The organism is Streptomyces fructofermentans, from assembly GCF_014651055.1.
Lineage (GTDB): Bacteria > Actinomycetota > Actinomycetes > Streptomycetales > Streptomycetaceae > Streptomyces > Streptomyces fructofermentans.
Genome location: NZ_BMWD01000021.1, coordinates 1 through 24,093 on the forward strand (window position 1 = coordinate 1; position 24,093 = coordinate 24,093).

Genomic DNA, 24,093 nt, shown 5'->3' on the forward strand with positions numbered 1-24,093 from the left:
GCCCGCGTGGACGAAGCCGGCGTCGCCCTCGGGCTTGAGGGCGTCGAAGACGGGCTGGACCTTGGCGAGGTTCCCGGGGTCGCCGCCGACCATCAGCGCGTACCCGTTCTGGAGTCCCCAGACGCCGCCGGAGACGCCCGCGTCGACGAATCCGATGCCCTTGGCGGCGAGTTCCTCGGCGTGCTTCTCGTCGTCGGTCCAGCGGGAGTTGCCGCCGTCGACGACGACGTCGCCCGGCTCCAGCAGCTCACCCAGCTCGTCGACGGTGGACTGGGTCGCGGCCCCGGCCGGAACCATCACCCACACCACACGCGGCGCCTCGAGCTTGCCCACAAGCTCCTCGAGGCTGTGGACATCGGCGAGATCCGGGTTGCGGTCGTATCCGATGACGGTATGGCCTGCGCGGCGAATGCGCTCGCGCATGTTGCCGCCCATCTTGCCGAGGCCGACGAGACCGAGCTCCATCAGGTTGTTCCTTCACTAGCGACGTGGCAGGACGGCACTTTCGTACCTGCGTACGAGCCTAAACCCGGACGCTCCCGCACATCTGTGGGCACAGCCGCTCAGACGTACGGCCCCACCTGCGGCTTTGGTCAGCCGCTGAGCCGCACCGGCATGATCAGGTACTTGTAGGCCTCGTCCGCCTCCGCGTCCACGGCGGGCCTGCCGCTGAGCAGGGCGGGCTTGGTGGACGTCGTGAACGAGAGCTGGGCCACCGGGGAGTCGATGGCGCTCAGACCGTCCAGCAGGAACGTCGGGTTGAAGGCGATCGAGATGTCGTCGCCCTCCAGCTGGGCGTCGACCCTCTCCACAGCCTGTGCGTCGTCGCTGGAGCCGGCCTCCAGGATGAGCACGCCCTGCTCGAAGCTGAGCCGCACCGGGGTGTTCCGCTCGGCGACCAGGGCCACGCGCTTGACGGCCTCCACGAAGGGGGCGGTCTCGATGACGGCGATCGAGTTGAACTCCGTCGGGAACAGCGTGCGGTACTTCGGGAGGTCGCCCTCCAGCAGCCGCGTGGTCGTGCGGCGCCCGGCGCCCTCGAATCCGATCAGGCCCTCGCCCGCACCGGAGCCGGAGAGCGCCAGGATCACGCTGTCGCCGCTCGTGAGGGCCTTGGCGGTGTCCAGGAGCGTCTTGGCGGGCACGAGGGCCACGGCGGACGCCTCGGGGTTCTCCGGCTTCCACAGGAACTCACGGACCGCGAAGCGGTAGCGGTCCGTCGAGGCCAGCGTGACGGTGTCGCCCTCGATCTCGATGCGCACGCCGGTGAGGACGGGCAGCGTGTCGTCGCGTCCGGCCGCGATGGCGACCTGGGCGGCGGCGGAGGCGAAGACCTCACCGGGGACGGTGCCGGTCGCGGACGGCATCTGCGGCAGCGACGGGTACTCCTCCACCGGCAGGGTGTGGAGGGTGAAGCGCGAGGAGCCGCAGACCACGGTCGCCCGTACACCGTCTGTGGAAATCTCCACCGGGCGGTTGGGCAGGGCCCGGCAGATGTCGGCGAGGAGGCGGCCGGAGACGAGCACCGTGCCCTCCTCGTCGATCTCGGCGTCCACCGAGACGCGGGCCGAGACCTCGTAGTCGAAGCTGGAGAGGCTCAGGGCGCCCTCCTCGGCCTTCAGCAGAAGGCCGGCGAGCACAGGCGCCGGCGGACGGGCCGGGAGGCTGCGTGCCGCCCAGGCCACTGCCTCCGCGAGTACGTCGCGTTCCACCCGGATCTTCACCGTTGCCGCCTCCGTCTGTTGCCGGCGCTCTCGCCCTGCTTCGCCTTCGTCGTCTGACCCGGTGTCGCTGAGTCCACTGCGGGGCAGGACACCGGGGACCAGTCTGACGCACCTCACTGACAGTCGGTGCCCCTCGGGGTCAAGTCGTGCCGAGCGGCAGTCGGCGCTCCGAGCCCGAGTTGTGCACAGCCCCGTCTTCGAATCGATTCCCAGACTCTCTCTAGTTGGGAGTAGTAGTAGGGGCTGTGGATACCGTGGATAACCGCGTATTCGCAGGTCAGAGTCGGTTTTTTATCCACTGGTCCTGTGGGTGGAGGCGGTGGAAAACCGGCCTCTTCTGTGGACGGGGAAAAGTTCTGCACACCCGATGCACAGGCTCGGGGTAGTTCTCCCCAGCACCGTCCCCAGATTTACCCGCGTTCCCCACAGGCCAACCCGGCACCTTGATGTGACGCCTTTCACTCGACACGGTGAGAAGCGGCCTCGCGTTGCCGAACAGTGGACAGCGGTGTGGAGAAGCCGGAGATCGCTGGGGACAACGGGTCCGGTCCTGTGGGCCGCCGGTGGACAACTCTCTGCACAGGCTGTGGATCCGTACGTTGTCCACAGGCTGTGGAGATCTTTTGTCCACGAATCCACAACCAGCTGACCTGCCCTGATGGTCTATCACCAGCACAGCCTGTGGACACGTTCTGGACAACTTCGCAGTCCCCAGGGTGTGGACGCGAGAAAGTTGCCCAATCTGTGGACGGAGGCCGTAACCCGTCGCCTATTCGAACAGACGGAGGCGGCCGGGCGGCGCCGATGCTCCTCGGCGGAGGGGTCCGGGAGGGCCGAAACGCTCCCCGAGCAGCCTTCGGGAGCCGTTCCGGAGGCTCTTGAGCGTCCCCGAGGAGACGGCCGGCGGCGCTCACAGGGGCGCTGGGGCAGGCGCCGGTGAACCTCTTTCGCGTGGGGCGGGGGTTCTCGGGACGCGAGGACGGCATCCCTGCGCGGGAGGGCGACCGCCGGGGCCGGGCGGGTCGGGTCGGACGGGGCCGGGTCGGGCCGAGGCCCTCGCCCGGGGCAGGACATGGCGAAGGCGCCTCGGGAACGTGTCCCGGGCGCCTTCGCTGCGTCCTGTTTCTGGTCCTGCTTATTGCCTACCGCGTACCGCCTACCGCCTATCGCCGCGGCCTCAGCCGTTCTTGATGCGGTTGGTGAGTTCGGTGACCTGGTTGTAGATCGAGCGGCGTTCGGCCATGAGCGCCCGGATCTTGCGGTCGGCGTGCATGACCGTGGTGTGGTCGCGGCCCCCGAACTGCGCGCCGATCTTCGGCAGCGAGAGGTCGGTGAGCTCCCGGCACAGGTACATGGCGATCTGGCGTGCCGTCACCAGGACGCGGCTGCGCGAGGATCCGCACAGGTCGTCCACCGTGAGGCCGAAGTAGTCGGCGGTGGCGGCCATGATGGCCGTCGCCGTGATCTCGGGGGCCGAGTCCTCGCCCCCGGGGATCAGGTCCTTGAGGACGATCTCCGTCAGACCCAGGTCCACCGGCTGCCGGTTGAGCGAGGCGAACGCCGTCACCCGGATCAGCGCGCCCTCCAGTTCGCGGATGTTGCGCGAGATCCGGGACGCGATGAACTCCAGCACCTCCGGCGGGGCGTTGAGCTGCTCCTGCACCGCCTTCTTGCGGAGGATGGCGATACGCGTCTCCAGCTCGGGCGGCTGGACGTCGGTGGTCAGACCCCACTCGAAGCGGTTCCGCAGCCGGTCCTCCAGGGTCACGAGCTGCCGGGGCGGCCGGTCGCTGGAGAGCACGATCTGCTTGTTCGCGTTGTGGAGCGTATTGAAGGTGTGGAAGAACTCCTCCTGCGTCGACTCCTTGTCCGCGAGGAACTGGATGTCGTCGACGAGCAGGATGTCCATCTCCCGGTACCGCTTGCGGAAGCTGTCGCCCTTGCCGTCCCGGATCGAGTTGATGAACTCGTTGGTGAACTCCTCGGAGCTGACGTAGCGCACCCGCGTGCCCGGGTAGAGGCTGCGCGCGTAGTGCCCGATCGCGTGCAGCAGGTGGGTCTTGCCGAGTCCGGACTCCCCGTAGATGAACAGCGGGTTGTACGCCTTCGCCGGCGCTTCGGCGACGGCGACCGCGGCCGCGTGCGCGAACCGGTTCGAGGCGCCGATGACGAAGGTGTCGAACAGGTACTTCGGGTTCAGGCGCGCGGTCGGCTCCCCGGGGCCCGCCGCGGGCGCCGGCTGCGCGGCCAGCGGACCCGGGGCACCGCTGGAGGAGGGCAGGGAGGAGCCCATGGGGCCGCCCCGGTGGACATGGCCCGCGCCGGACGGCGGGGACTGCTCGGGCCGCTCGCGGCGGTCCTGCTGGTCGTAGTCGGAGCGCTGCTGGTCGTAGTCCCCGCGCTGCTGCTCGTACCTGGGCCGCTGCTCGTACGGCGGGCGGTCCAGCGACTGCGGACGGTAGTCCTGCGGGGGCGAGGCGTAGGGGTCCCGCTCGGGGAATCCGAGCCGCTGCTGCTGCCAGCCGTAGTCGTCCTGCGAGGACCGCGGCCAGGCGCCGGGCTCGGGACGCTGGTAGTCGGGGTAGGCCGGACGGGCGGTGGGGAGCTGGTCCCCCCGGCCGGGCTGCTGGTCCGCGCGGCCCTGCGGACGGTCGTCCATCCGGTCGTCCCCGCGGTCGTCCGCGCGGTGCCTGCCGTATCCCCGGTACCCGTCGCGTCCCTGGCCCTGAGGGAGCTCGGGCTCCTCGTAGCGCGAAGGGGACGGGGCGGGCGGTCCCGAGGGGGCCGGCTGCTCTCCGACCGAGTCGTCGACCGTGATCGCGATCCGGATCGGGCGGCCGCACTCACGGCTCAGCGTCTCGCTGACGATCGGCGCCAGGCGCCCTTCGAGCACGTTCTTCGCGAATTCGTTCGGAACGGCGAGCAGGGCGGTGTCCGCGACGAGGGCCAGCGGCTGGCAGCGCTTGATCCAGTGCTCGTCCTTGGTCTCGACGCCCTGCCCCCGGCCCTCACCGAGAAGTTGCTCCAACACGCGTGGCCACACTGCGGCAAGATCGGCAGGTACGTCAGCCACAGGGCACGCTCTCTCACGGGGTCCCACGAACGTGTGGTTCTGGGGACGGATTGGGTTGGAACTCGGTTCGGGCGATCGGAACGAATCAGCTGGGGCTGGGAGAAGGGAACGAATCGGAGTCCAGCCACGGTAGTCAGGGCGACCCATGCGGTTCAAGTTGTTGTCCCCAGCCTGTGGACAGTGTCCCTCACGCGATGCTGGTTTGACCGGATGGCGTAGCCGCGCGTACCGTAACCAGGTCGAGTTGTCGATGGCTGCTGCCGCCTGCCTCCGATGGGCACAGATCGCGAAGAGTGATCGGGAAGCGGTGCACTCGGGCGTAATGCGAGCTACTCGTGGGCGCACGGTGACAGCCAGGACGGCACCCCGAAACCACCGATCTTCTCTGGAGCCCCCGAGTGAGCAAGCGCACCTTCCAGCCGAACAACCGTCGTCGCGCCAAGACCCACGGCTTCCGCCTGCGGATGCGCACCCGTGCCGGCCGCGCGATTCTCGCGAACCGCCGTGGCAAGGGTCGCGCGAGCCTGTCCGCCTGATTACTCACAGGTCATGATGTCGTGCTGCCTACCGAGCATCGGCTGAGGCGGCGCGAGGACTTCGCGACCGCGGTACGCCGAGGACGCCGGGCCGGACGCCCGCTACTCGTCGTCCATCTACGCAGCGGTGCAACGGACCCGCACGCGCCTGGGGAGAGCGCTCCCCCGACGCGTGCGGGTTTCGTTGTCAGCAAAGCAGTGGGTGGCGCCGTCGTCCGTACCAAGGTGAAGCGCAGGCTTCGCCATCTGATGCGTGACCGAGTCGCCCTGCTGCCCCCCGGTAGCCTGGTAGTCGTACGAGCGCTGCCCGGTGCGGGCGACGCCGACCATGCACAGCTGGCCCGAGACCTGGACGCCGCTCTGGAGCGGCTTACGGGAGGGGGCGCGCGATGAAGTACCCGCTGCTGGCTCTCATCAAGATCTACCAGTGGACCATCAGCCCGTTGCTCGGGCCGGTGTGCAAGTACTACCCGTCGTGCTCCCACTACGGGTACCAGGCCATCGACCGCCATGGTGCGGTCAAGGGGACGGCACTCACCGCCTGGCGCATCCTGCGGTGCAATCCGTGGTCGCTGGGCGGTGTGGACCATGTCCCGCCGCGCAAGCGTCCGCGGTGGCACGAGATGCTGCGAGACGCCTGGCGCGCACGCAAGGGCGGGACCTCCGCCGCCGAACCGGCCACCGAGGGGCCTGGTATGTCCGACCACTCCTCAAGCCCGGCCGCCGAGACCCCGTCCCATGCTCAAGGAGCCTGATTAGTGGACACGATTGCCGGCATTTTCAGTTTCATCACGACACCCGTTTCCTGGGTCATCGTCCAGTTCCACTCGGTGTACGGCGCCATCTTCGGCCCCGACACCGGCTGGGCCTGGGGCTTGTCCATCGTGTCCCTGGTGATCCTGATCCGTATCTGCCTGATCCCGCTCTTCGTGAAGCAGATCAAGGCGACTCGGGCGATGCAGACGCTGCAGCCCGAGATGAAGAAGATCCAGGAGCGCTACAAGAACGACAAGCAGCGCCAGTCCGAAGAGATGATGAAGCTGTACAAGGAGACGGGTACCAACCCGCTCTCCTCGTGCCTTCCCATCCTGGCGCAGTCCCCGTTCTTCTTCGCCCTGTACCACGTGCTCAACAGCATCGCGTCGAACGACACGATCGGCGTGATCAACGAGCGACTTCTGGAGAGCGCGCAGAAGGCGCACATCTTCGGCGCTCCGCTGGCCGCGAAGTTCACGGACAGCTCGAGCAAGGTCGAGGCCCTCGGCTCCTCGATCACCGACGTCCGCATCGTGACCGCGATCATGATCGTCCTGATGTCGGCGTCGCAGTTCTACACGCAGCGCCAGCTGATGACCAAGAACGTCGACACGACGGTGAAGACGCCGTTCATGCAGCAGCAGAAGATGCTGATGTACGTCTTCCCCATCATGTTCGCCGTCTTCGGCATCAACTTCCCGGTCGGTGTCCTCGTCTACTGGCTGACCACCAACGTGTGGACCATGGGCCAGCAGATGTACGTGATCCGCCAGAACCCGACTCCCGGTTCCAAGGCGCAGGCCGCGTTCCTCGAGCGTCTGCTCAAGCACGTCGACACGCACGGCAAGACCCGCAACCGCCGTGAGCGTGCCGTCGTCAAGGCGATCGTGGTCAAGGGCCGCGACCGCAACGAGCACGAGCGCAAGTTCATCAACGGCCTGAACAAGGCGGGCTTCGCGGCCCAGACCGACGGCACCGTCGTGAAGAGCGACGCCGCGGCCGCCGCCGAGACCGAGGACGGCACTCCGGTGACGGGCGGCGCCCCCAAGCGCCAGCAGCCCAAGCGGCAGAGCAAGTCCCAGCGCCAGTCGGGCACGGTCCAGGGCGGTGCCAAGGCCTCGGACGAGTCGGAGCCGAAGACCTCCCTCACCAAGTCCGACGATCCGCAGGACGCCAAGCCCGGCCCCAAGCCGGCGGGCGGCAAGCCCGCGTCCGGTGGCAGCACGCGCAGCAAGGCCCAGTCCGGACAGCGCAAGGGTCCGCAGCGCCCCAAGTCCCCGTCGAAGAAGTAAGCAAGAAGGAGTCCATCCCGTGACGGAAGGCACCACCTCCGCTGCCGCTGAGGGTGGCGACACCCTGACCCGCCTGGAGCAGGAGGGCGAGATTGCGGCGGACTACCTCGAGGGTCTGCTGGACATCGCCGACCTCGACGGTGACATCGACATGGATGTCGAGGCCGATCGCGCCGCTGTCTCGATCATCAGCGACAGCAACAGCCGTGATCTGCAGAAGCTCGTCGGTCGCGACGGCGAGGTGCTGGAGGCACTCCAGGAGCTCACCCGGCTGGCCGTGCACCGGGAGACCGGTGACCGCAGTCGACTGATGCTGGACATCGCCGGCTTCCGTGCGAAGAAGCGGGAGGAGCTCTCCGAACTGGGTGCCAAGGCGGCGGCCGAGGTCAGGAGCTCCGGCGAGCCGGTCAAGATGCAGCCGATGACCCCCTTCGAGCGCAAGGTGGTGCACGACGCGGTCAAGGCCGCGGGCCTGCGCAGCGAGTCCGAGGGCGAGGAGCCGGAGCGCTTCGTCGTCGTGCTCCCCGCCTGATCCAGCACGCGTTCTCCCGGCCCCGTCTGTGTTCGCAGGCGGGGCCGAATTTTGTCAGCCTGATAGTCCCCGATAGTTCCTGATAGTCCTGTTGGTCAGCGCGCAGTGCGCTTGTGCGGTACGGAAGGACGGTTCCCCGTGACGGAGGCAGCGGAGCTTCCCCCTGCGCCCGAGGAGGCCCGGGCGGTATTCGGCGATCGCTTCGCAGACGCGGTTCGTTACGCGGAACTGCTGGCGGACGCGGGGGTTCAGCGCGGTCTGATCGGTCCTCGTGAAGTGCCCCGCCTGTGGGAGCGGCATCTGCTGAACTGTGCGGTGCTCTCCGAGGTGGTGCCCGAGAGCGTGACCGTGTGCGATGTCGGCTCCGGTGCCGGACTGCCCGGCATTCCGCTCGCCCTCGTCCGGCCGGACTTGAAGATCACGTTGCTGGAGCCCTTGCTGCGGCGGACGAACTTCCTCACCGAAGTCGTGGAGCTGCTCGGGCTCGACCACGTCACCGTCGTCCGCGGGCGTGCGGAGGAGGTCCTCGGGAAGCTTCCTCCGGTCCATGTGGTGACGGCGCGGGCCGTGGCGCCGCTGGACCGTCTCGCCGCCTGGGGTGTGCCGCTGCTGCGGCCCTACGGCGAGATGCTTCTCCTCAAGGGCGACACCGCCGAGGAGGAGGTCAAGGGAGCCGGCGCCGCGCTCAGCAAGCTCGGTGCCGTGGACACCTCTGTGCTCCACGTCGGCGAGGGTGTCGTGGAACCGCTCGCGACAGTGGTCAGGGTCGAGGTCGGAGAGAGCCCGGGCGGTGTGCGCTTCGCCGCCAAGCGGGCCAAGGCGGCTCGGACGGGCCGTACCCGCAGGCGACGCTGAGGGGTTCCCGCCGGAGAGTGAGCAGGGGACGCGCCCCTCGATGTGGAGTGCCGGGACGTGTGCTTGCTCACTGATCCGTCCTGACGACGAGACGTACTCCACACAAGCTGCCGCACATACGCCCACCGGAGTGTCGCGCGATTGCGGTCGCACGCGCTGTGCATCGTGTTTCACGTGAAACGTCGCTCCTTGCTGCACGGCATCATCGGCCGCGGTCGCGCCGCGGCCGAACCCCGCGACCGCAATCCACTGGGGTCCTTCGGATCCTTCGGAAAGAGGCCTCCCTCTCGTGCCCCCAGGTCCTCCGAAGAGGGAACGGAGTTGTCCACAGAGGTGGATTTCTCCACAGAACAACGGGCCTCGCTGGTTCACGACCCCGAAGGCATGGGAGGCTCTGTTCATTGCGAGCCTGAAGTCGAGGAGAGTGAATCCTTGCGGTCCAACGCCAACATCGCGGGACCGATGACCGATCCGGTCCCCGGTCCCCGAACCGAGTCGATGGGGGAGGATGTTTCACGTGAAACACCGCCCCCGATGGACGACACTCCCATCGGTCGTGCTGCCCAACTGGCGGTGGAGGCTTTGGGGCGTGCCGGCGAGGGCCTGCCGCGGCCCGAGCAGACGCGCGTGATGGTGGTCGCCAACCAGAAGGGCGGGGTGGGCAAGACCACGACCACGGTCAATCTCGCCGCCTCGCTTGCTCTGCACGGTGCCCGCGTCCTGGTGATCGACCTCGATCCTCAGGGCAACGCGTCCACCGCGCTGGGGATCGACCACCACGCCGAGGTCCCCTCGATCTACGACGTGCTGATCGACAGCAAGCCACTCTCCGAGGTAGTTCAGCCGGTCCCCGATGTCGAGGGCCTCTTCTGTGCGCCCGCCACGATCGATCTCGCCGGTGCGGAGATCGAGCTGGTGTCCCTGGTGGCACGCGAGAGCCGCCTTGAGCGTGCGATCCAGGCGTACGAGCAGCCGCTCGACTACATCCTCATCGACTGCCCGCCGTCCCTGGGGCTCCTCACGGTGAACGCCCTTGTGGCCGGAGCCGAGGTCCTCATTCCGATCCAGTGCGAGTACTACGCGCTGGAGGGGCTGGGGCAGCTGCTGCGCAACGTCGACCTGGTGCGGGGCCACCTGAACCCCGATCTCCATGTCTCGACGATTCTTCTCACCATGTATGACGGCCGGACCCGCCTCGCGTCCCAGGTGGCGGAGGAGGTGCGCACCCACTTCGGCAACGAGGTGCTGCGGACGAGCATCCCGCGATCGGTCCGCATCTCCGAGGCCCCGAGTTATGGGCAGACGGTGCTGACCTACGATCCGGGGTCGAGCGGCGCCTTGTCCTATCTTGAAGCGGCACGGGAGATCGCGTTGCGCGGAGTCGGCGTGACCTACGACGCGCAGCCTGCCCACACGGGCGCACACACCGAACAGAGCATCGTGGAGGGGATCCAGTGAGCGAGCGACGGAGGGGGTTGGGCCGTGGTCTCGGCGCACTGATCCCGGCAGCACCTACAGGGGAGAAGGCGGCATCGCCGGCCGCGGGCGGATCGTCCGCGTCGTCGGGCGGCACGCCTGTCCTCACCGCTGAGCGAGGGGTGGCGGCGGCCAAGGTAGCCATGCTCCCGGCGGCCTCTGTTTCACGTGAAACAGAGGAATCCTCGGTCAGCGTGTTCGGAGAGGCTCCGGCCGCGCCGGTCGGCGCGTACTTCGCCGAGCTCCCCTTGGACTCCATCACCCCGAACTCCCGCCAGCCTCGTGAGGTGTTCGACGAGGACGCCCTGGCCGAACTCGTCACCTCCATCAAGGAGGTCGGGCTCCTTCAGCCGGTCGTCGTCCGGCAGCAGGGTCCGGGACGCTACGAGCTGATCATGGGTGAACGCCGCTGGCGCGCGTGCCGTGAAGCGGGGCTCGAAGCGATCCCCGCGATCGTCCGGGCGACGGAGGACGAGAAGCTCCTCCTGGACGCGCTGCTGGAGAACCTGCACAGGGCTCAGCTGAACCCTCTGGAAGAGGCGGCGGCATACGACCAGCTGCTCCAGGACTTCAACTGCACCCACGATCAGCTGGCGGATCGGATCGGGCGCTCGCGACCGCAGGTCTCCAACACCCTGCGTCTCCTGAAGCTCTCTCCGTCGGTCCAGCGCCGAGTCGCTGCCGGGGTGCTCTCCGCCGGCCACGCTCGTGCCCTGCTGTCCGTCGCGGACTCGGAGGAGCAGGACCGCCTGGCTCACCGCATCGTGGCCGAGGGTCTCTCGGTGCGAGCGGTCGAGGAGATCGTCACCCTCATGGGTTCGCGGCCGCAGTCGGCGCCGCGTTCCAAGGGCCCACGGGCGGGAGCCCGTCTCTCCCCGGCGCTGAGCGATCTGGCGACGCGGCTCTCGGACCGGTTCGAGACGCGGGTGAAGGTCGATCTCGGCCAGAAGAAGGGCAAGATCACCGTCGAGTTCGCCTCGATGGATGACCTTGAGCGCATCCTCGGGACGCTCGCCCCGGGCGAGGGTCCGGTGCTGCAGCAGGCCCTTCCGGAGGACGACTCCGAGGAATCCGAAGCCTGACGCCCGAGTGGCCGGTCGAATCGACCGGCCACTGGTAGAGCGGGCCGTGTCCGGTGTGTACCGGAACACGGTCCGCTCTTTGCTTTCAGGCGGTATCGATGGAATCTCTTCGTGGATACGATGCGAGAGGGGGTTGGCGCATCCACCTGGCAGCACCTTCTTCGGGGAGGCAAGGGGCATGCGAACGGTGAGCCGCACCGGACTGGTGAGTGTGGGCCTGGGGCTCGGCGCAGTCGGCGGATTCGTCGGCGGCCTCCTCCAGGAACGGAGCGCTCTGACAGCCGCCCGCGATGCCGCGGGCGAAGGAAGCGAGGAACTGCCTTCATGGGGCGCCGGCTCGTACCGCTCACGCTGGACAACCTTCAAGACCTTCCCCAGCGCTGTCGCTCGTGCGTCTTCTGGGAGTTGGACCCAGTCCGCGGCGAAGCCGCGGTAAAGGCGGGAACACCCGAGCTGGAGAAGGAAGCGTGGCTGTCCTCCGTTCTCCTGGAGTGGGGATCGTGCGGCCGGGTCGTGTACGTGGATGACGTACCGGTGGGCTTCGTGCTGTACGCGCCTCCCGCCTATGTGCCGCGAGCCACCGCGTTTCCCACAAGTCCCGTGTCGCCCGACGCGGTCCAGTTGATGACGGGCTTCATCGCTCCGGGGTACCAGGGGCAAGGTCTCGGCAGGGTGCTGGTTCAGACGGTCGCCAAGGATCTGCTGCGGCGGAACTTCAAGGCGATCGAGGCTTTCGGTGATGCCCGCTGGAAGGAGCCGGCCTGCGTCCTGCCGGCCGACCATCTCTTGGCCGTGGGCTTCAAAACGGTCCGGCCGCACCCGACGCACCCGCGGCTCAGGCTGGAACTGCGCACGACGCTCTCCTGGAAGGAAGACGTCGAGCTGGCACTGGACCGGTTGCTCGGCGCGGTCCAGAAGGAGCCGGCCCTGCGCCCCCTCTAGGGCTCCCTGCCTTGTCCGGGCAGTCCGGTCGCGGGGCCTGCCCGCACTCCCTCCGAGCGGCGCCTGGGGCGGTTCGTGAGGCTACTGAGCGGCTGGAGACGCCGTGGGACCAGGGCACGGGTGAGGGCCAACGCCGGAGGGGCCGACCCATCGGGTCGGCCCCTCCGTGTTTCACGTGAAACATGCCCGCCCGGCGAGGACGGTCTGTCGACTACTCGGCGATGAAGTCCTCGAGGTCGCGCACGATCGCGGCCTTCGGCTTCGCACCGACGATCGTCTTGGCGACCTCGCCGCCCTGGTAGACGTTCAGGGTCGGGATGGACATGACGCCGTACTTCGCGGCCGTACCCGGGTTCTCGTCGATGTTGAGCTTGACGATCTCGATCTTGTCGCCGTACTCGGCGGCGATCGCTTCGAGGGACGGCGCGATCTGGCGGCACGGACCGCACCAAGCGGCCCAGAAGTCGACCAGGACAGGCTTGTCGTTCTTGAGAACGTCCTGCTCGAAGGAATCGTCGGTCACGTTCTTGAGGGTGCCGGCCACAGCGGGCTCCTTAACTGGTTGGTGCGGTGGGGCGGATGGAAGTGGACGTCAGACGGCGGTCTTCTCGGGCTCCGCAGCTTCGTCGTCCGCGAGGGCGGCGAGGAAGCGCTCGGCGTCGAGGGCGGCGGAACAGCCGGTGCCGGCCGCGGTGATCGCCTGCCGGTAGGTGTGGTCGACGACGTCGCCGGCGCCGAAGACACCCGTCAGGTTGGTCCGGGTGGAGGGAGCCTCGACCTTGAGGTACCCCTCCTCGTCCAGGTCGAGCTGACCCTTGAAGAGCTCCGTGCGCGGGTCGTGGCCGATCGCGATGAACAGGCCGGTGACGGGCAGCGCGGACGTCTCGCCGGTCTTCAGGTTTCGCAGCGTGAGTCCCGCGAGCTTCTGGTCGCCCTGGATCTCGGCGACCTCGCTGTCCCAGACGAACTTGATCTTCGGGTCGGCGTAGGCACGGTCCTGCATCGCCTTCGAGGCGCGCAGGGTGTCCCGCCGGTGGACGATCGTCACCGACTTGGCGAACCGCGAGAGGAAGGTCGCCTCCTCCATCGCGGTGTCACCGCCGCCGATCACGGCGATGTCCTGGTCCTTGAAGAAGAAGCCGTCACAGGTCGCACACCAGGAGACGCCACGCCCCGAGAGGGCGTCCTCCTTGGGCAGGCCCAGCTTGCGGTGCTGGGAACCCGTGGTGACGATGACGGCCTTGGCCTGGTGCACGGTGCCCGCGGTGTCCGTGACGGTCTTGATCTCGCCGCTGAGGTCGACCGAGACGATGTCGTCCGGAACGAGCTCCGCTCCGAAGCGCTCGGACTGCGCCCGCATGTTGTCCATGAGCTCGGGGCCCATGATGCCGTCCTGGAAGCCGGGGAAGTTCTCGACCTCGGTGGTGTTCATCAGAGCACCGCCTGCGGTGACGGCGCCCTCGAACACCAGCGGCTTAAGCGACGCGCGCGCAGTGTAGAGCGCTGCCGTGTAGCCGGCAGGCCCGGAGCCGATGATGATCACGTTTCGGACGTCGCTCACGGCTGGATTCCTCGTCTCTGGAGACTTCTTCGTACGACCGGTGGGAGCCTCTCTCAGAACTCTCACCCCACCCAACGGATCCTAAGGGGCGCGCATTCCCGCTGTGTCCGGGCACACGGGCTACCGACGCCGCAGTGCGATGCCGTGCATGTCCCGGGGCGTACTCAGGCCGCCTCATGGCGAGGCCCGATGTCCTCAGTTCCGAGGATAGGACTGCTGGAGCAGAACCTTGCCGGCGGTGATCGACCGCTTGTCGACGCAGGCGGAATCGACGACATAGGCGTTGACGCGCGTGGCGTCGGTGGCGTCAGGGAGCACGACGAGATAGGCAGGCGTGCCGTCGTAGACACCCTCCTCGGCGGCGAGGGCCTCACCGTCCCGACCGATGCCCTGCCGGACGCACTCCGGTACAGGCACCGCCGGACTGTTCAGGATGCTCGGGGCCTCTGACCCTTCGCTTTGAGGATTCGAGCTGCGCGGGCCGCCGTTCTCCTTCTTCTTCTCCACGTCCGCGAGAAGATCCGCGACCCGGGCTTCGAGCTTCTCCTCAGCCAATGTGTTCGCGGTGTCGCTCTGCTCGGTCGACGGCGACGAGGTGTCCTTGCCCGAGCCGTCGCTGCCCAGTGTCTGAAGGAGCAGGCTTCCGATCCCCAGAGCGGCGGCCGTGAAGACGGCCCCCAGGACAGCGGTCCTGCGGCGCCCACGAGGCGTGCGGTTCGCGCGACCCGGGCCGGTGGTGGCGCGGGGGCGTCCGGCCGGCCGGTCCACCGCCGTCGATGTTTCACGTGAAACATGCGTGGCGCTCCGGGCGCCGGATGCGGTGCCGGGGGAGCCGACCGTCGCCGGAACGCCCGTCGTGTCACCTTCCGTGCTGTCGGCGTCTGCGTCTGCTTCGGGATGCGAGACGTCGGCCGCCGTGGCGTGAAGGAGGGCTTCGGCGGCGAGGGCGGCATCGATGCGCCCCGCGACGTCGTCGGGCATGCGCGGCGGGCCCGGCAGGGTACCCAGCGTGCCGCGGATCTCCTCCAGCGACTCGTACACGTCGGTACAGAGGACGCAGTCCTCCAGGTGCCGGCGCACATCCGCGGTGCGGGTGGGCGGGAGCAGACCTTCGCCGAGGTCGGCGATCTCCGCGACGTCCGGGTGCCCGGCCGTGCCGGTCGTGGATGTCACGCTCGCCCACCTCCGCCCTTCACAGCAGCTGAATCGCTCGGTCCCTCGTGTGGCTCCGCTGCGGGTGGGACGGATGTCCCCGGCGCGCGGTTCCGTCCCTCGCCCGACTTCTTGCCCGCTCTGTCGCTCCCGCTCGCCGTACGCAGGTGCTTGAGCAGGGGGAGCAGTCTCGCTCTGCCGCGCGCGCACCGGCTCTTGACCGTGCCGGTCGGCACGTCGAGCATGCTGGCGGCCTCGGCCACGGGATAGCCCTGCATGTCCACGAGGACGAGGGCGGCACGCTGATCGTGCGGCAGGGTGCCGAGAGCCTCCAGCAGCTCCCGGTGGAGGTCGTTGCGCTCGGCCGGGGCCGAGGCCGCCTCGTGCGGCTCCAGGAGCTGTTCCAGGCGCTCCGTGTCGTCCACGGGGGAGGTCTTCCTGGATGCCGCCTTGCGGGCCCGGTCCAGGCAGGCGTTCACGGTGATCCGGTGCAGCCATGTCGTGACGGCCGACTGGCCGCGGAAGGTGTGGGCGGCCCGATAGGCGGAGACGAGGGCGTCCTGGACGGCGTCAGCGGCCTCCTCGCGGTCGCCCAGCGTCCGCAGGGCCACCGCCCACAGCCGGTCGCGGTGGCGCCTCACCAGTTCGCCGAAGGCGTCGGGGTCACCCTCGACGTGCCGGGCAAGGAGGTCCTGATCGCTTGCTTCGCCGTATGCGGCGTCGTCCGCCATCGGACCCCCTCCCCCTCGGTGACCGCTCAGCCGGTGAACTTCACATCGGTGACGGCCTGCTTGAAGCCGGCGCCGCTGTACTGGTCGCCGGGCGCGTGCGGCAGCGCCGTGAACCACATCAGCACGTACCGGGACTTCACATTCTTGTCGACCTTCACCTTGGCGGTGGTGCCGTTCGTGGTGAGAGTCCCGATCTTCTTCATGGAGCTGATCGGTGTCGACGAACTCGTCGAGTCCGTCGCGTACAGCGTGACCGTCGTGTGGTCGCCGCCGAACCGGAGCCCTATCGACGCGGACGAGATCGCCTGCTCCGAACCGAGGTCGTAGACGATGCCGACGCCGGGCTTGAAGGAGGGCTGCATCTCAGGACCGTCCAGGAAGCTCCTGCTCCGCCAGTAGGTCGAGGGATTGCCGTCGTACGTCTTGCCCACGTCGCCGGCGGCCTGGGCGTCGCCCTTCGCGACGTACTCCGCCGCGCCCTTGATGGTGATCGGCTGGGCGGGCTTGACCTGGTCGCTGCTCTTGTCGTTCTCGTCCGTCGTCCGGGTGTTGCCGGTGTCGTCGGACTTCCCGTGGTCCATGAGCGCGTCCGCCAACTGCCAGCTGCCGAGCCCGAGCGCGGCGATCAGCAGGGCGGAAACGGCCCACTTGAGGGCCTTGCCGGTACGGCCCTGCAGAGGAGGCAGCGGAGCCGGCACCGGCTGGGTGGCACCCGGGTGGGCCGGAGGCCGCCCGTAGTTGCCCTGCTGGTACGTCGTGCGCTGGTACTCGGGCGGGGCCGTGAACGCGGGCTCCGGCGGGCGGATGCGGGGCATCTCGCCGATCGCCTTGACCAGTTCCTCGGGGGTGGTGCACGGAGGCTCCTGGCGGGACGCGGTCGCCCCGTCGTTGGCGAGCGCGCGCATGGCGAGTTCCGAGAGGCCGCGGTGCACGCCCGCCCGCACCTGGTCGGGCGCGATGAGGCCGACGCCCTTGGGCAGGCCCGACAGGCCGTAGGCGTCGTTCTCGTACGGCCAGCGCTGGGTGAGCGTCGCGTAGAGCAGCGCGCCGATCGACTCCGTGTCGGAACGCTGAGGCGTGTCCGAACTGATGCCACGCAGCGCGGCGTTCACCGCGAGACCACGGATGCGCCACTGCCCCGACGAAGTGCGCAGCACGGCGCCGGGGGTCAGCTTGAGATGGGCCAGCCCTTCGCGATGCGCGGCGGCCATCGCCTGGGAGATCTGGCTGACCATCTGGTACGCCTCGTGCACCTCCAGCGGACCGGCGGCCAGAAGAGCCGTCAGCTCCGTGGCGTCGGGCAGCCATTCGTGCACCACGTAGACGAGATCGTTCTCCTCGACCGCGTCGAGGACCTGGACGAACCGGGGATCGCCGAGAAGGGCCGAGGACCTGGCCGCCGCCAGGACGGAGCGGGCTCGCGGATGGTCGGCGGGCAGCAGGTGCACGCCCACGGCGCGACGCAGCTTCTCGTCCACCGCACGCCAACTGCTGAATCCGTCCAGACGGGTGACGCACTCCTCCAGCCGATAACGTCTGGCGAGCTTGTGACCGCTGTGCAGCTCGGGCGGAGAGGTCCTGTTGAGGCCCTCGTTCCCCCCGCTCCCCTGTTCCTCTGTGCTCTCCGAGCTGTCCGTGTCCCGCTCCCGGTTCTGGGCCACCCCGTCGGCCGTGGACTGGTCCGCCTTGGCGGTCAGCGGTTCGTCACCGCTGTTGTCTGCCACGTCGACGGCAGCCGTGCTGCGTTCCACCACCGTCGTTCCTGCCTCCCCATCCGTAACGCGCTGTCCCACGCCAAAGCCAATTGTGCCCACAGTCCGCACCTATGCACGACACGCGGTCGTGCTCGATGGTTGTGCGCGTACCCCCGCTTCAGCGCCCAAGGCGTCCGCGGACCATGCCGACCATTCCGTTCAGCTCTTCGATGCGCATCCGCCGCGCGGCAACATAGAAGACACCGAGGAGTACCACACCACCGACCACCAGGGAAGCGAACGAGGCGCCGGCGCCCTGCCCGAGGGTCTGGGCGATGCCGTAGCAGGCCGCGCCACTGAGCGCCGCCGCCGGCACCGCGGCGATCGCGAGACGCGCGTACGTCCGCAGGACACGGGCTCCGTCCAGGTCGCCGCCCAGGCGCTTGCGCAGTCTGCTCCACGCGACCCCGACGCCGATGGCATAGGCGAGACCATACGCGGCGGCCATGCCCGCCACGGCCCATCGCGAAGGGAGAAGGAAGAAGCAGAGCGCCGAGGCCGCCGCGTTGACGGCGGCGACGATGACCGTGTTGTAGAAGGGAGTCCGGGTGTCCTCGTACGCGTAGAAGGCGCGCAGCACCACGTACTGGACCGAGTAGGGGATCAGGCCGAGGCCGAAGGCCATCAGCATGAACCCCATGTTCGTCGCCTCGCTGGTTCCGGACGAGCCGAACATCAGCGTGCACATCGGGATGCCGAGGGCGACGAAGCCGAAGGCGATCGGCACGATCGCCACGGCGGTGGTGCGCAGCCCCTGGGAGATGTCGTCGCGGACCGCGCCGTTGTCGCCCTCGTGGGCCGAGCGGGAGAGCCGCGGCAGCAGGGCGGCCATCAGGGACACCGTGATGATGGCCTGCGGGAGGCCCCAGATCAGCTGTGCGTTGGCGTAGGCGGCGAAGCCGGTGCCGGAGACCGGGGAGTCCTTGCCCGCGGCCGTCGACAGCTGGGTCACCACGATGGCGCCGGCCTGGTTGGCGAGGACGAAGAGCACGGTCCACTTGGCCAGCATCGCGGCCTTGCCGAGACCGTGGCCCTTCCAGTCGAATCGCAGCCGCAACCGGAAACCGGTCTCCCGGAGGTACGGGATCATCGCGAGGGACTGCACGACGAGGCCCAGCAGGACGCCGATGCCGAGCAGCCGCTCGCCCTCCGGCGGGATGGTGATGGCATCCATGCCGGAGGTCTCGGCGGTGCCGTACACCCAGATGAACAGTCCGAGCGTCACGATGATGACGACGTTGTTGAGGACCGGGGTCCACATCATCGCGCCGAACCGGCCGCGTGCGTTGAGGATCTGGCCCATCACCACATGGATGCCCATGAAGAAGATCGTGGGGAGGAAGTACCGGGCGAAGGTGACGGCGACCTCGTTGGACGGGGCATCGCCGGCGATCGGGGCCGACAGCATCCGTACGAGGAGCGGCGCGGCGACGACCGCGAGCACGGTGAGCGCGCCGAGGGCGACGACGACGAGCGTCAGCAGTCGGTTGGCGAAGGCCTCGCCGCCGTCCTCGTCGTCCTTCATGGCCCGCACGAGCTGCGGCACGAAGACCGAGTTCAGCCCACCGCCGATGGTGAGGATGTAGATCATCGTCGGCAGCTGGTACGCGACCTGGAAGGTGTCACCGAGGACGCCGACACCCAGGGCCGCGACGATCAGCGCGGAGCGGATGAACCCGGTGAGGCGGGACACCATGGTGCCGGCCGCCATGAGCGCGCTCGACTTCAGCAGCCCCGAGGCCCGCCCGCCCTTCCTGGCGGTGGCCGCGGCGGCCGGGGGCACAGGGGCGACGGGCGGCTCAGGAGCCGACTCCGGGGAGCGGCCTCCCGTGTCCTGGTCGGCGGACGGGGCATGCGCCGGGGACGGCACGGAGTACGGCTCGGGGGGCCGCCCGCCGCCCTGCTGCTGGTCACGGAAGAGGTGCGCGAAGGCGTCGGGCTCGTGCTGCTCCTCGCCCGCCTGCGTCACCAGGTCGTCCACGCCCACGTACTGGGTCGTACGGGGGTCGTCGCCGTACGGCAGGTACTGGGTGGGGCCGTCCGGCTCGGGCGCCGGGGTCTGCGCCCACACATGCGGGTCGGGGGCGTACGGGGACTGCGGCGGCTGGGCGTACAGCGGGGGCTGCGGCTGGTACGTGCCGGGCGGCGGCGGGGGGTGCGCGGCACGGTCGTAGAGCGCCTCGGCGACCGGGTCCTGGGCGGAGAGGTCCTGCGCCTGGTAGGGATCCTGGTCGTAGGCATCCTGGAAGTACACGTCGGGCCCGTGCTGCGAGGGCACGTCGCCGGGCTCCGGCGGGCCCTGCGGCGGGCCGTCGGGGTAGCCGGAGCCGCCCGCGCCCTGGCCGCGGTCACCGTCGTACGGCGCGTTCATGGTTACCCCACCTCATTGTCCCCGGGCCCACCGGCCGCGACATCGCTCAACGGTCCACTCTCTCACCCGTGCCGGAAGCCTCGGTGATTTCCGGTGCGGTGTCCGGTGCCGGGTCACTCGGCTGCTCCGGGGCGTCTGCCCTCGCTGCGGCTCCGGAAGCCTCCCCGGCCGGGTCCTCCGCCGGGCCGACGGGTTCCGCCCTCCCGGGACCTCCCGAATCCTCGGCGGCGCTCTCCGCCTCGGCGCCGGCTTCGGCGTCGTCGGACGGGGCGGTGCCGTCGGCGGTCCCGGCGTCCTCGGGCGACTCCGGGTCCAGTGCCGCCTGGCGGGCGGCCGCCCGCTTGCGCTGCGTGTACATCCGGAATCCGGCGAGTACGAGCAGCAGGACGCCACCGGCGATGACCAGCATCACGGTCGCGGTGATCTCGGTGACCCGTACGTCGAAGGTGATGCTCTCCCCGTACGCCTGGCCGTCCTGCGTGAAGAGCTGGGCGACGACCGCCGCCCGGCCGTTCACATGGGCGTTGGTCGTGAACTTCACGGACTGGCTGTGGCCGCCGGAGACGGAGACCGGCTGCTCGTAGTAGGCGCCGTCACCGATGCTGAGGCGGCTCGGCTGCGTCGACGTCAGCCGCAGCACCAGGTGGTCGACACCCTGGACGAGGTTGTTCTGCACGGTGACGGGGATCGTCGCGCTGCGGCCCGAGAGCTTCGCCTCGGACTTCTCGATCAGTCTGACGCTCTTGGTGAGACCCGTGAGGTGCGTCTCCACCCCGTTGCGGTAGGCCGCGGCCTCGGAGGCGAAACCGCGCCAGGACGTGGACATCGACCGGTCCATGGCCCGTCCGAAGGGGGTGATCACGCGCGACTTGTCGGTGAGGATCACCTGGAAGCCGTTCAGGACCTCCTGCGTGCGCTCGATCTGCTCGAAGGCCGACTGGGGCAGCTCCTGCTTGCGCAGGGAGCCGGGGTACGCGGACGCCGGCGGGACGCGCGTGGTGGCACCCGCGTCGGGCTTGGCCTTGGTGGCGGCGGAGAGGTCCGTGGACTGGGACCAGTTCCCCTCCTGGAGCGCCGTGAGGGCCTGGGCCATCGTCTGCGCCTGGCTGGAGGTCGGCAGGCGCTGCGGGGCCACCACGACGCTGCGCTGCTTGTCGGGAGCCTGCAGGGTGAACATCAGGCTCTGCGCCAGGAACCGCTGGACGGCGAGCGTGGAGTTGCCGGCCACCGTCATGTCGCCCTGGAACGCCGTCGACAGCCGCGCGTCGGCCACGACCGCCGTGGTGCCGCCCCCGATGGGACGGGCCGCGGACGGCGTGTACGGCAGGTTTCCCGTCTCCTTGAGGCTGTCGCTGCGGGTGAGCACCGTGTCGGCGCCCGCCGAGGTGGCGACCTTGACGATCGACGGGTCGATCGCCCCGTCGACGGGCCACGCGTACTCCGTGCCGGGCGTCACGTGGAGAATCGTCTCCACGGTCGTCGTGGCCACGGTGGTGGCGTCCTTCAGATGGCTCAGGGACCCCGTCACCTCGGTGCCGTTGTGGGCCAGCGACGCGAGGTCGGGGTCGGCGAACGGCAGGGCGACGACCTCCTCGCCCACCACCGCCTCCTGCAGCTCGCCGAGCCACTGCTTGGCGACCGCCTGATGGGTGCCTGCGGTGGTCTTCTCGCTGGACCCGTTCACCTGCACCCGGTAGCTGCGGGTCATCGCGTCGACGGAGGCAAGCAGCGACGGATCGACCACCCAGGTGATGTCGAGGTCCTTGCCGAGCGTGAGGAGCTGCTCCAGCCGGCCGCCGGGGGAGAGCTCGGCGGCCAGCTCGTCGTTCTTGAAGACGGGTGTCTGCTGTTCGTTCGAGTCCGTCTCGGCCGTCATACGAGGCGTGGAGATGAGCGGCCAGAGGTACGTCGTTTTGGTCTTCTTGTCCGCGGCCTCGGGCTGCCAGGGGAGGAAGGTCCGCTCTATACCGAGGATCTGGTCGTACGGGGCTGCCGCGGTCCGGCCCGTGAGCGTGACACCGAGCTGGTAGACGCCGTCGGAGCCGAGCGGGAGCTTGTCGACGGGCACGGTGATGCTGAACTTCTGCGGTACGCCGGGAGCGAGCTTGGAGAACTTCGCCACGTACTTGCCGCCGACATCGGTGCCCGCGTACGGATTGCCCTTGGAGGCGTCGTCGATCGCGGAGCGGCCGTTCATGGTGGGACCCACCCGGAGCCCGACACGGGCGTCCGTGACGGCCTGCTTGCTCTTGTTCACGATCCTGCCCGAGACGGTCAGGGAGTCGCCTTCCGCGGGCACCTTGGGACTGAGTGAGTCCAGGGACACATCGACCGTACGGCTGCCGGAGACGTCCGCCGCGACGGTGCGCTCGCTCGCGTGCGCGGTCGGTGACGGGGACAGCTGGAGAACGCCGGCGAGCAGAGGCGCCCCGGCCAGCAGTGCTCCGGTGCGCCGCAGCCACCGGCGGGCAGGTGAGGGACTGGTCCCCTGGAAGTCTGCCGCCTCGGCCACGCGCTTGCCCGTCCCTTGTCGTCGTCAGTGGTCGTCGGAATGTGCGTCCACGCATGGTAACGATGCACGCTGAGGGTAAGTGCCGCGGTCCGGTCCACAAGATCGGGGGCGGGGACCCGCTGCCCCGCTATGTGGGGGTATCCAGGAGGGCGTCCCCGCAGCGGACGTGAGCGGCTCCTGTGGACGTTTAATGAAGGCGCCCCACGGCGCCCGGGCCACGTACCCTTTTCTGTTGTGCCGAACGCCAACGAAGAACATCCCAGTGCACTGAGCCAGGTGCAGAGCCGCGCGGTGAGTGAACTGCTGCGGGTGTCCCCCGTCGCCGACGACCTTGCCCGCCGATTCCAGGATGCGGGGTTCTCCCTGGCCCTGGTGGGCGGCTCGGTGAGGGACGCCCTTCTGGGCAGGCTCGGCAACGACCTCGACTTCACGACGGACGCCCGCCCCGACGACGTACTGAAGATCATGCGTCCCTGGGCTGACTCGGTGTGGGAGGTCGGGATCGCCTTCGGCACGGTCGGGGCCCAGAAGGACGCCCGTGTCGGAGACGTCGACCAGAGCTTCCAGATCGAGGTGACGACGTACCGCTCGGAGGCGTACGACCGGACCTCCCGCAAGCCCGAGGTCTCGTACGGCGACTCCATCGAGGAAGACCTTCTGCGTCGCGACTTCACCGTGAACGCGATGGCCGTGGCACTTCCGGCGAAGGAGTTCGTCGACCCGCACGGAGGGCTCGACGATCTGGCCGCACGCGTCCTGAGGACACCGGGCACCCCCGAGGACTCCTTCTCCGACGATCCGCTGCGCATGATGCGCGCCGCGCGCTTCGCCGCCCAGCTCGACTTCGAGGTCGCGCCGGAGGTCGTCGAGGCGATGACGGCGATGGCCGAGCGCATCGAGATCGTCTCGGCCGAGCGGGTGCGTGACGAGCTGAACAAGCTCATCCTGTCGGCCCACCCGCGCAAGGGGCTGACCCTGCTGGTCGACACGGGCCTGGCCGAGCATGTGCTGCCGGAGCTGCCCGCCCTGCGCCTGGAGCGTGACGAGCACCACCGGCACAAGGACGTCTACGACCACACGCTGATCGTGCTGGAGCAGGCGATCGCGCTGGAGGCCGACGGCCCGGACCTGGTGCTTCGGCTGGCCGCGCTGCTCCACGACATCGGCAAGCCGCGGACCCGGCGCTTCGAGGACGACGGTCGGGTCTCCTTCCACCACCACGAGGTGGTGGGCGCGAAGATGACCAAGCGGCGGATGACGGCGCTCAAATACTCCAACGACCTCGTCAAGGAGGTCTCGCACCTAGTGGAGCTGCACCTGCGCTTCCACGGCTACGGGACGGGGGAATGGACGGACTCCGCCGTTCGCCGCTATGTGCGTGACGCCGGTCCGCTGCTCGACCGTCTCCACAAGCTCACCCGCTCGGACTGCACGACCCGCAACAAGCGCAAGGCGGCGTCCCTCTCCCGCGCGTACGACGGCCTGGAGGAGCGCATTGCTCAGCTCCAGGAGCAGGAGGAGCTGGACGCGATCCGGCCCGACCTCGACGGCAACCAGATCATGGATGTCCTGGGTGTGGGCCCCGGCCCCGCCATCGGGCAGGCCTACAAGTTCCTTCTGGAGCTTCGGCTGGAGAACGGGCCGATGGAGCACGACGCGGCGGTGTCGGCGCTCAAGGAGTGGTGGGACACGCAGAACTGACGAGACGCGGGCGATGTTTCACGTGAAACATCGCCCGCGTCCG

At 69.0% G+C, this 24,093-nt stretch carries 20 protein-coding genes; 10 read left to right on the forward strand and 10 right to left on the reverse strand.

Going from position 1 to position 24,093, the window contains the following annotated elements; genetic code table 11:
* From IE265_RS25720 to dnaA, 3 genes are all read right to left on the reverse strand, one after another.
* A partial coding sequence (locus tag IE265_RS25720) for an NAD(P)-binding domain-containing protein (RefSeq protein WP_229916522.1) occupies window positions 1-465 on the reverse strand: 465 nt, incomplete at its 3' end.
* Between the two features lie 128 nt (window positions 466-593).
* Entirely contained in the window at window positions 594-1,724 is a 1,131-nt protein-coding gene (dnaN, locus tag IE265_RS25725; RefSeq protein WP_190038067.1) for a DNA polymerase III subunit beta, read from the reverse strand.
* A 1,177-nt stretch (window positions 1,725-2,901) separates the two neighbouring features.
* Window positions 2,902-4,797 (reverse strand): chromosomal replication initiator protein DnaA, encoded by a 1,896-nt coding sequence (gene dnaA, locus IE265_RS25730; RefSeq protein WP_190038068.1) that lies wholly within the window; start codon window positions 4,795-4,797, stop codon window positions 2,902-2,904.
* A gap of 398 nt (window positions 4,798-5,195) precedes the next feature.
* Here dnaA and rpmH point away from each other — a divergent pair, with 398 nt between their 5' ends.
* From rpmH to IE265_RS25775, 9 genes are all read left to right on the forward strand, one after another.
* The gene (gene rpmH / locus IE265_RS25735; protein ID WP_006381191.1) at window positions 5,196-5,333 is read left to right on the forward strand and encodes a 50S ribosomal protein L34; all 138 of its coding nucleotides are present in this window, start codon (window positions 5,196-5,198) and stop codon (window positions 5,331-5,333) included.
* Window positions 5,334-5,354: 21 nt separating this feature from the next.
* The gene (rnpA, locus tag IE265_RS25740) at window positions 5,355-5,726 is read left to right on the forward strand and encodes a ribonuclease P protein component (RefSeq protein ID WP_190038069.1); all 372 of its coding nucleotides are present in this window, start codon (window positions 5,355-5,357) and stop codon (window positions 5,724-5,726) included.
* Window positions 5,723-6,088, forward strand: coding sequence for a membrane protein insertion efficiency factor YidD (yidD, locus tag IE265_RS25745; protein WP_190038070.1), 366 nt, complete (start codon window positions 5,723-5,725; stop codon window positions 6,086-6,088). The genes rnpA and yidD overlap by 4 nt, the downstream gene beginning before the upstream one ends.
* A 3-nt stretch (window positions 6,089-6,091) precedes the next feature.
* Complete coding sequence (gene yidC, locus IE265_RS25750; RefSeq protein ID WP_190038071.1) at window positions 6,092-7,381, forward strand: membrane protein insertase YidC; 1,290 nt, start codon at window positions 6,092-6,094, stop codon at window positions 7,379-7,381.
* Window positions 7,382-7,400: 19 nt separating this feature from the next.
* Window positions 7,401-7,913, forward strand: coding sequence for a Jag family protein (locus IE265_RS25755; RefSeq protein WP_190038072.1), 513 nt, complete (start codon window positions 7,401-7,403; stop codon window positions 7,911-7,913).
* Between the two features lie 138 nt (window positions 7,914-8,051).
* Window positions 8,052-8,768: a 16S rRNA (guanine(527)-N(7))-methyltransferase RsmG gene (gene rsmG / locus IE265_RS25760; RefSeq protein ID WP_190038073.1), complete on the forward strand. Its 717-nt coding sequence runs from the start codon at window positions 8,052-8,054 to the stop codon at window positions 8,766-8,768.
* Window positions 8,769-9,152: 384 nt separating this feature from the next.
* Complete coding sequence (locus IE265_RS25765; protein ID WP_190038192.1) at window positions 9,153-10,226, forward strand: ParA family protein; 1,074 nt, start codon at window positions 9,153-9,155, stop codon at window positions 10,224-10,226.
* Window positions 10,223-11,326: a ParB/RepB/Spo0J family partition protein gene (locus IE265_RS25770; protein ID WP_190038074.1), complete on the forward strand. Its 1,104-nt coding sequence runs from the start codon at window positions 10,223-10,225 to the stop codon at window positions 11,324-11,326. The genes IE265_RS25765 and IE265_RS25770 overlap by 4 nt, the downstream gene beginning before the upstream one ends.
* A gap of 324 nt (window positions 11,327-11,650) precedes the next feature.
* The gene (locus IE265_RS25775; RefSeq protein WP_190038075.1) at window positions 11,651-12,268 is read left to right on the forward strand and encodes a GNAT family N-acetyltransferase; all 618 of its coding nucleotides are present in this window, start codon (window positions 11,651-11,653) and stop codon (window positions 12,266-12,268) included.
* A gap of 211 nt (window positions 12,269-12,479) precedes the next feature.
* Here the strand turns inward: IE265_RS25775 and trxA are convergent, their stop codons facing one another.
* The 7 genes from trxA to IE265_RS25810 all read right to left on the reverse strand — a co-directional run bounded on the left by trxA (window position 12,480) and on the right by IE265_RS25810 (window position 22,349).
* Window positions 12,480-12,812 (reverse strand): thioredoxin, encoded by a 333-nt coding sequence (trxA, locus tag IE265_RS25780; protein ID WP_081218330.1) that lies wholly within the window; start codon window positions 12,810-12,812, stop codon window positions 12,480-12,482.
* A gap of 48 nt (window positions 12,813-12,860) precedes the next feature.
* Window positions 12,861-13,829, reverse strand: a complete 969-nt coding sequence (gene trxB, locus IE265_RS25785; RefSeq protein WP_190038076.1) for a thioredoxin-disulfide reductase — start codon at window positions 13,827-13,829, stop codon at window positions 12,861-12,863.
* 195 nt (window positions 13,830-14,024) lie between these two features.
* Window positions 14,025-15,002 carry an RsmA family anti-sigma factor gene (locus IE265_RS25790; RefSeq protein ID WP_190038077.1) on the reverse strand — a complete coding sequence of 326 codons (978 nt, stop codon included), beginning with the start codon at window positions 15,000-15,002 and terminating at the stop codon, window positions 14,025-14,027.
* Window positions 14,999-15,712, reverse strand: a complete 714-nt coding sequence (sigM, locus tag IE265_RS25795) for an RNA polymerase sigma factor SigM (RefSeq protein ID WP_190038078.1) — start codon at window positions 15,710-15,712, stop codon at window positions 14,999-15,001. Before sigM ends, IE265_RS25790 begins: the two co-directional genes overlap by 4 nt.
* Before the next feature lie 26 nt (window positions 15,713-15,738).
* A complete protein-coding gene (locus IE265_RS25800) occupies window positions 15,739-17,466 on the reverse strand; it encodes a protein kinase family protein (RefSeq protein ID WP_190038079.1) in 1,728 nt (575 codons plus the stop codon).
* A 118-nt stretch (window positions 17,467-17,584) separates the two neighbouring features.
* A complete protein-coding gene (murJ, locus tag IE265_RS25805) occupies window positions 17,585-19,837 on the reverse strand; it encodes a murein biosynthesis integral membrane protein MurJ (protein WP_190038080.1) in 2,253 nt (750 codons plus the stop codon).
* A 46-nt stretch (window positions 19,838-19,883) separates the two neighbouring features.
* On the reverse strand, window positions 19,884-22,349 hold the full coding sequence (locus IE265_RS25810) for a DUF6049 family protein (protein WP_190038081.1): 2,466 nt from the start codon (window positions 22,347-22,349) through the stop codon (window positions 19,884-19,886).
* Between the two features lie 234 nt (window positions 22,350-22,583).
* Between IE265_RS25810 and IE265_RS25815 the strand changes: the two genes are divergently transcribed.
* Window positions 22,584-24,050, forward strand: coding sequence for a CCA tRNA nucleotidyltransferase (locus IE265_RS25815; RefSeq protein WP_190038082.1), 1,467 nt, complete (start codon window positions 22,584-22,586; stop codon window positions 24,048-24,050).
* Window positions 24,051-24,093: the final 43 nt, after the last annotated feature.